The 6,228-nt window shown below is 71.5% G+C and carries 6 protein-coding genes, 1 tRNA gene and 1 pseudogene; 5 read left to right on the top strand and 3 right to left on the bottom strand.

What is annotated here, in order from left to right:
* Positions 1-115: 115 nt before the first annotated feature.
* The 5 genes and pseudogenes from moaC to ACIP93_RS00790 form a co-directional block, all read left to right on the top strand.
* Positions 116-429: pseudogene (moaC, locus tag ACIP93_RS00810) on the top strand (cyclic pyranopterin monophosphate synthase MoaC); the annotation flags it as partial.
* Positions 426-1,106 (top strand): molybdenum cofactor biosynthesis protein B, encoded by a 681-nt coding sequence (locus ACIP93_RS00805; protein WP_380836786.1) that lies wholly within the window; start codon positions 426-428, stop codon positions 1,104-1,106. The pseudogene moaC and the gene ACIP93_RS00805, both read left to right, overlap by 4 nt.
* 17 nt (positions 1,107-1,123) lie before the next feature.
* Positions 1,124-1,723, top strand: coding sequence for a GNAT family N-acetyltransferase (locus tag ACIP93_RS00800; RefSeq protein WP_401754200.1), 600 nt, complete (start codon positions 1,124-1,126; stop codon positions 1,721-1,723).
* 130 nt (positions 1,724-1,853) lie between these two features.
* The gene (locus tag ACIP93_RS00795; RefSeq protein WP_345222041.1) at positions 1,854-3,116 is read left to right on the top strand and encodes a hypothetical protein; all 1,263 of its coding nucleotides are present in this window, start codon (positions 1,854-1,856) and stop codon (positions 3,114-3,116) included.
* Between the two features lie 86 nt (positions 3,117-3,202).
* Positions 3,203-3,276: transfer RNA gene (locus ACIP93_RS00790), tRNA-Ala, on the top strand.
* Positions 3,277-3,534: 258 nt separating this feature from the next.
* Here ACIP93_RS00790 and ACIP93_RS00785 read toward each other — a convergent pair.
* From ACIP93_RS00785 to ACIP93_RS00775, 3 genes are all read right to left on the bottom strand, one after another.
* Complete coding sequence (locus ACIP93_RS00785; protein ID WP_401754197.1) at positions 3,535-5,304, bottom strand: hypothetical protein; 1,770 nt, start codon at positions 5,302-5,304, stop codon at positions 3,535-3,537.
* The gene (locus ACIP93_RS00780; RefSeq protein WP_401754194.1) at positions 5,295-5,459 is read right to left on the bottom strand and encodes a hypothetical protein; all 165 of its coding nucleotides are present in this window, start codon (positions 5,457-5,459) and stop codon (positions 5,295-5,297) included. Before ACIP93_RS00780 ends, ACIP93_RS00785 begins: the two co-directional genes overlap by 10 nt.
* A 126-nt stretch (positions 5,460-5,585) precedes the next feature.
* Positions 5,586-6,206 carry a hypothetical protein gene (locus ACIP93_RS00775; RefSeq protein ID WP_401754192.1) on the bottom strand — a complete coding sequence of 207 codons (621 nt, stop codon included), beginning with the start codon at positions 6,204-6,206 and terminating at the stop codon, positions 5,586-5,588.
* Positions 6,207-6,228 lie beyond the last annotated feature (22 nt).

Raw genomic sequence — 6,228 nt, 5'->3', positions numbered from 1 at the left:
GGTGCTCTCCCCGAATCAAATCCACAACCCCCCCCCCCCGGGGCGGGTGGGGGTGGGGGGGGGCCCCCGGGGGGTGGGGCCGGCCCCCGGGGGGGGGGGGGCCCCCCGGCCGCCCCCCCCCCCCCCACCGCCCGCATCGCCGGGATCATGGGAGCCAAGCGCACCCCCGACCTGATCCCGCTCTGCCACCCGCTCGCCGTCTCCGGCGTCACGGTCGAGCTGACCGTCGCCGACGACGCCGTGGAGATCCTGGCCACAGTGAAGACCACGGACCGTACGGGCGTCGAGATGGAGGCCCTCACCGCGGTCACCGTCGCGGCCCTGACCGTGGTCGACATGGTGAAGGCCGTCGACAAGGGCGCGGTCATCACCGACGTGCGGGTCGAGGAGAAGACCGGCGGCAAGTCCGGCGACTGGACCCGCGCATGAGCACCCGGCACCCGGCGTCCGCCCTCGCCCCCGACACCCCCGCCGACACCGAGGCCGACCGCCACTCCGAGGCGCACGCCCGCCCCGACGCCGTACCCGGCCCGGTCTCCGAGCCCGGCTACGAGTCCCAGGTCCCCGGCGAGCCCCTGCACGCGGGCCCCGGCACCCGCCCCTACCGCGCGCTCGTCGTCACCGCCTCCAACCGCGCCTCCGCCGGGGTGTACGCGGACAGGGGCGGCCCGTTGGTAGCCGAAGGCCTGACCCGGATGGGGTTCACCGTCACCGGACCCGAGGTCGTCCCCGACGGCGACCCCGTCGAAGCGGCCCTGCGCGACGGCGTGCTCTTCGCGTACGACGTCATCGTGACGACCGGCGGCACCGGCATCTCGCCCACCGACCGCACCCCCGACGCCACCCGCCGGGTCATCGACTACGAGATCCCCGGCATCCCCGAGGCCATCCGCGCCGAGGGCCGCCCGCACGTGCCCACCGCGTCCCTCTCCCGGGGGCTGGCCGGCGTCGCGGGCGGCACCACACTGATCGTCAACCTGCCCGGTTCCACCGGCGGCGTCCGCGACGGCCTCGCGGTCCTCGACCGCATCCTGCTGCACGCCGTCGACCAGCTCCGCGGCGGCGACCACCCCGGGCCCACCGGTACTTCCGGGGGGACGAACTGAACACCGCCGCCTGGCCCGTGGAGCTCAGGGACGGGGACGTGGTCCTGCGCCCGATAAAGCTGCGCGACCAGCGGGCCTGGCGCGAGGTCAACCGCCGCAACCGGGACTGGCTGCGCCCCTGGGAGGCGACCATCCCGCCGCCCGCGCCCACCGGCCCGGTCGCCCACCGTCCGACGTACCGCCAAATGGTGCGCCACCTGCGGGCGGAGGCGAACGCGGGCCGGATGCTGCCGTTCGTCATCGAGTACCGGGGCGAGCTGGTCGGGCAGCTGACGGTCGCCGGGATCACCTGGGGCTCGATGTGCTCGGCGCACGTCGGCTACTGGGTCGACCGTGAGGTCGCCGGGCGCGGCGTGATGCCGACCGCCGTCGCGCTCGTGGTCGACCACTGTTTCCGCACCGTCGGGCTGCACCGCATGGAGGTGTGCATTCGCCCGGAGAACGGGCCCAGCCGTCGCGTGGTGGAAAAGCTCGGTTTCCGCGAGGAGGGCCTGCGCCCGCGCTATCTGCACATCGACGGCGCCTGGCGCGACCATCTCGTCTTCGCCCTGACCTCGGAGGAGGTCCCCGAAGGCGTCCTGGGGCGCTGGCGGCGCCGCTCCGCCTCGCAAAAATAAAACAAGTGCTCGAATTTGACCGAGGCTACCGGCTCTCGCGTCAAAAAAGTTCGGAATATCAGACAGATACGCCCGACACACCGGCCCAATTGGCGGATGCCCCCCTCCGGGCCCCTCTACGGTGTGGGGTGTGAGCAGCAGCGGCCTGATCTACGCAGTCATCGTCGGGGCCTGGGCCGCCTACTTGGTGCCGATGTGGCTCCGCAGGCAGGACGAACTCAACGAGGCTCGTCCGACGGAACGCTTCAGCACCGCCATCCGACTGCTGTCGGGACGCGCGGCCATGGAGCGCCGGTACGCCAAGGAGCTCCAGCAGCGCGCCGACGGCGCGGAAGGCACCGAAGGCACGGAGCCCAGCGACCCCGACGCCCCGTCCGACGCGGACCCGGTGACCGACTCGGTCGACGTCCGCGCCTTCGCCGCGCCCTCCTCCAGGGCCGAGCGCAAGGCCGCCTCCGGGGCCGGACGCACGGCGCAGCAGGGGGCCGAGCGCGAGGAGGCCGCCGCTCCGGGCGAGTCGCAGCCGGTGCGCGAGCGGAAGCGGCCCCGCCCCGCCAAGCCCTCGCCAGCGGCGGTCGAGCGCGCCCGCCGGTCCAAGGTCCTGGCCCGCCGCCGGCGCACCACGGTGCTGCTCTTCGCCGCCTTCACGTTCGGCGCGATCGTCGCCGCCGTCGGCGGGCTGCGCTACCTGTGGGCCCCCGGAATCCCGGCCGTGCTCCTCAGTACGTACATCGTGCATCTGCGCAACCAGGAGAAGCGCCGGTTCGCCTTCACCATGGACCGCCGCCGCGCGGAACTCGCCGCGCAGCGCCTGCGCGAGCAGCGCACCCAGCAGGTCCGCCGCCCGGTGCCGGCCCCGTCGCCGGACCACCCGCAGCGCCACCACGCACACCAGGGACCCCACGCGAACCAGGGCCACCCCGCCCATCAGGGCCACCAGCCGCACTCCCACGCCTCGCAGTCCCACGGTGAGCAGGACGACGACCGCCCGGAGCCCGAGCCCGCCCCCGTCGTCTCCCCCCAGGAGGCCGGACGGCGCGCCCTGGTCGAGCAGACGGACCACGCCGAGTGGGTCGACCAGCAGCGCGAACGCGAGCGCGGCGCGGCCCGCGGCGAGAGCTGGGAGCCCGTCCCGGTCCCCCTGCCGACGTACGTCACCGCTCCCGTCGCCCCCCGCGCCACCGGCGAACTCGACCTGGGCGCCCCGGGCACCTGGAGCTCCGCCCGCTCCAGCACCGCCGACCCGGCGGCCCCCGCCGAGCCCGCCACGGACGACCTGCCCACGCCGGGCGCCCGCCGCCCCCCGGCTGGCCGCCGTTCCCGCGACCGGGGCCGTACCCCGCTCTTCGACCAGTACGACGAGGACGACCGCCCACGCGCGGCCAATGAGTGACCCGCCGCAGGTGGGGGGCCTGAGGGGGTGGAAGGAACGGATTACCGAGCACCCCGGAAGAGGTGCTAGAGTTCATCTCGTTGCAAGGGCCTGTGGCGCAGTCTGGTAGCGCACCTCGTTCGCATCGAGGGGGTCTGGGGTTCAAATCCCCACAGGTCCACACAACGAACCGTTCGCGAGTCAACTCGGGATCGGTTCACGAAATCCCGCCCAGTTGAATCAACTGGGCGGGATTTCGTGGTTTTCAGGCTTGGTACGACGCGGATGCCGCTCGGGGAAGCCCGGTTCGGTTCCGTGGGCACGGTGAGCGGAGCTGGCTGTGGCTGTGCGGGCATGGCGAAGCGGCCGCAGGACTCGGGTGGTCCTGCGGCGCGCTGATGGTTGTGCGGTTGTTGCGCCTGTCTCGCCGATGCAGCTTCTACGGTTCGGGCGGCGGGGCGGAGTTGTCTTCCCCTATCTCCTCGGCCGGGCTCTCGTACGGGTCCGGAGTCTCGGGTATGTCGCCGAGGGTATAGTTCTCTTCCTTCCACAGGCGCTGATCGCGCAGGAAGGACTCGATGGTTCTCAGGTTCTCGACCATGAGCTGGATTGCGCTCAGCAGGGTCTGAGCGACTCGTCCTCTGCTCTGGCGCTTCTCACGGGAGTGCAGGAACGTCTCGACGTTCTTGGCCCGGCCGTTGAGGCCTTCCACGTGGCTGCGCAGGCTGCGGTACGCACGCTGCCAGGCTTCGCGCCCCCAGGGCAGCTCCTGTCGGAGCTTGGGCATGACGTCGACCGGCACGGTGATCGTGGACTGCTGGCAGATCGCCGGACGCTGATGGACGGGCCGTTCCGGAGGTCGCACCGTCGGCCTGGCGTCCGGATGTGCCTGCCTGGCACGGCGGTTGGTCAGGTCGATGGTTTGGGGTTGGGCGCGGACGGGGCGGCGCGGTGTGTGGCTGCGGCGCCGGTGTGTGCCGGAGGCATCGCGTTCCTGTGCCCAGGGGCAGGTGACACGGGGACTGGTGCCAGCGGCGGGGCACTGGCAGCGTTCCAGACCGCGGTGGTCGGCGGACTGCTTCAGCGGGAGGACGTAGGAGTCTGCCTCCAGCATGTCGGGCAGGAGCTCCTCGCGGGTCTTGCTCTGCTTGGCAGCGGCCATCCGGTGGTAGGTGTCGATGATCCGCTGTGGGGTGTGGGGGCAGAGCAGGTCGCCTGCGATGGCGAGCGTGCCTTCGACGGCGTTCTTGTCCTTGCGGACCATGGTCGTCTTGTAGTCGAGGACCGGCTTGTACCCGGCAGCCCGTACCGGGTCGTGGAAGTTCTCGACCTTGGCATCGGCGTAGGCCAAGTCACCTGCCAGGTAACCCTGGACGGGCCACAGGCGCTTGACGACCTGCAGCAGGCGGACGGCCTGGTGGCCGATCTGCTTGCCTGGCGTGTGCAGGGACAAGCCCATGCACAGCTGGGGGTACCGGCCGGCGAGGGACGGCTCGGCGTGACCGGCGACCAGCAGGGTGGCGCTGTAACCGAAGGTCTTGTGGCCACCGCCGGAAACATGAACGCCCGCGCTCACTTCGAGCGAGGCACGGCGACGGGTGCTGTGGCGGGCCCAGGTCGGAATGGCAGTGGCGTCCACCGAGAGGTCACCGGCCCAGTCATCCATGAGACCCCGGGCCACGGCAGTGCGCACGGGCGTGAGCACCAGTTTGTTGGCGATGCGCGACAGCGTCGGCGTCGAGTCGTGGTGCGTGCGGTGCAGCCAGGCACGCCGGTAGATGACGGCCTGGTCCCGCTGCATGCGCGTACGGCGGTCGTGGCGGGCCGGGTCAAGCACTGTCGTGATGCGCGACCAGGCGTCGTAGAACCGCTTCGCCGACGCCCGGGTGACTTCAATGTCCGTACGGTCGACGTCCTTCAGCCCGAAGTACGTCAGCCAGTGCTTGCGCAGGCGGAACTGCACGCACTCCCAGGCATCGTCCACGTTGGTACTGCGCAACTCCCGTGCCGCAAGCACCATGCCGACCAGCACGGTCTCTGTAGGGAGACCACGAGGGCCAGGACGGCGGGCTTCCAGTACCGCGATTTCCTCCAGGACTCCGCTGGCACGTACGAGGTCGACGACCTGGCGCACCAGACGGTCGTTCAGATGGGAGGGGTGCGGTGAAGGGGCAGGCCGGTGCTGCCCGCCCCGGCGCTTCACGCCCATCCCCGGAGCATGCGCACGGCCGCGTCGCGGGAGATCGCCGGTACCCAGGCCATGTAAGGAGCGAGCGCGGCGGTCGTCTTCATGCCGGCGGCGCGGGCCACGAGGTCGGCCGGAACATGGTCGCGCAGAAGCGCGACGAGCCAGGTGGCGCGCAAGCGCCGGGTATCCAGGACGGGGACCTTCTGGTCGCCGAGCCTGTTGCGTCTGGTCCAGTTGCTGATGGCGTTCTTCGGGTAGGTGACCTGCCTGTCGGGTGCGTACAGGTAGTTGTCGCCGACGGTTCAGGCGAGCCCGGCGAGCGCTTCCTCCCACAGGGAGCGACACACGATGAGGCGGTCGGTGCCGGGGACTCCCACGACGACGGCGTCACTCGGGAGGATGTGCACGTCGCTGCCACGGACCGCGAGGATCTCCTTGGGCGTGAGTCCGCAGCCGGCACCGAGCGTGAGCAGTGCTTTGGCGTTGCCCCTGCCTGTAGGGGCGGGCGGAAGGTTGTCGGACCAGACGTCCAGACGGGTGAGGTCGCTGGTGCTGTAGGGCTCCGCGCGGGAGCGGTCCCCGCTCAGGTGGGGCCGTGGGGCTTCACCGCGCTCGACCCAGACGAGGGTCTCCCTTACGCGGGCCAGGATCGATGCGTAGGTCTGCGTGCTGTTCGGGGCGATGTCGGTGTTCAGCAGCAGCGAGCGGGTGATGGTGCCCTGCTCCAGCCAGACAGCAGGATCGCGTGCCAGGCCAGCGCGCTCGGCGCTGATGGCGAGGGTCGCCATGACGCCGAGCACGGTGGTGAGCCGGTAGGGGACGTGGTCGGCGACGGTGGCGACGACCATCCGCACGCCGTCGGCCACCGCCTCCCACTCGGGAGGGGCGTCCTTGGGGCGGTACCGCAGGATTGCCTGACTCATCTTGGTCTCCAGTGCGACGCAC

This window comes from Streptomyces sp. NPDC088745 (assembly GCF_044751045.1).
GTDB lineage: Bacteria > Actinomycetota > Actinomycetes > Streptomycetales > Streptomycetaceae > Streptomyces > Streptomyces cremeus.
The sequence above is the reverse complement of the archived record's forward strand: the minus strand, read 5'-3'. Positions and strand labels throughout refer to the sequence as shown.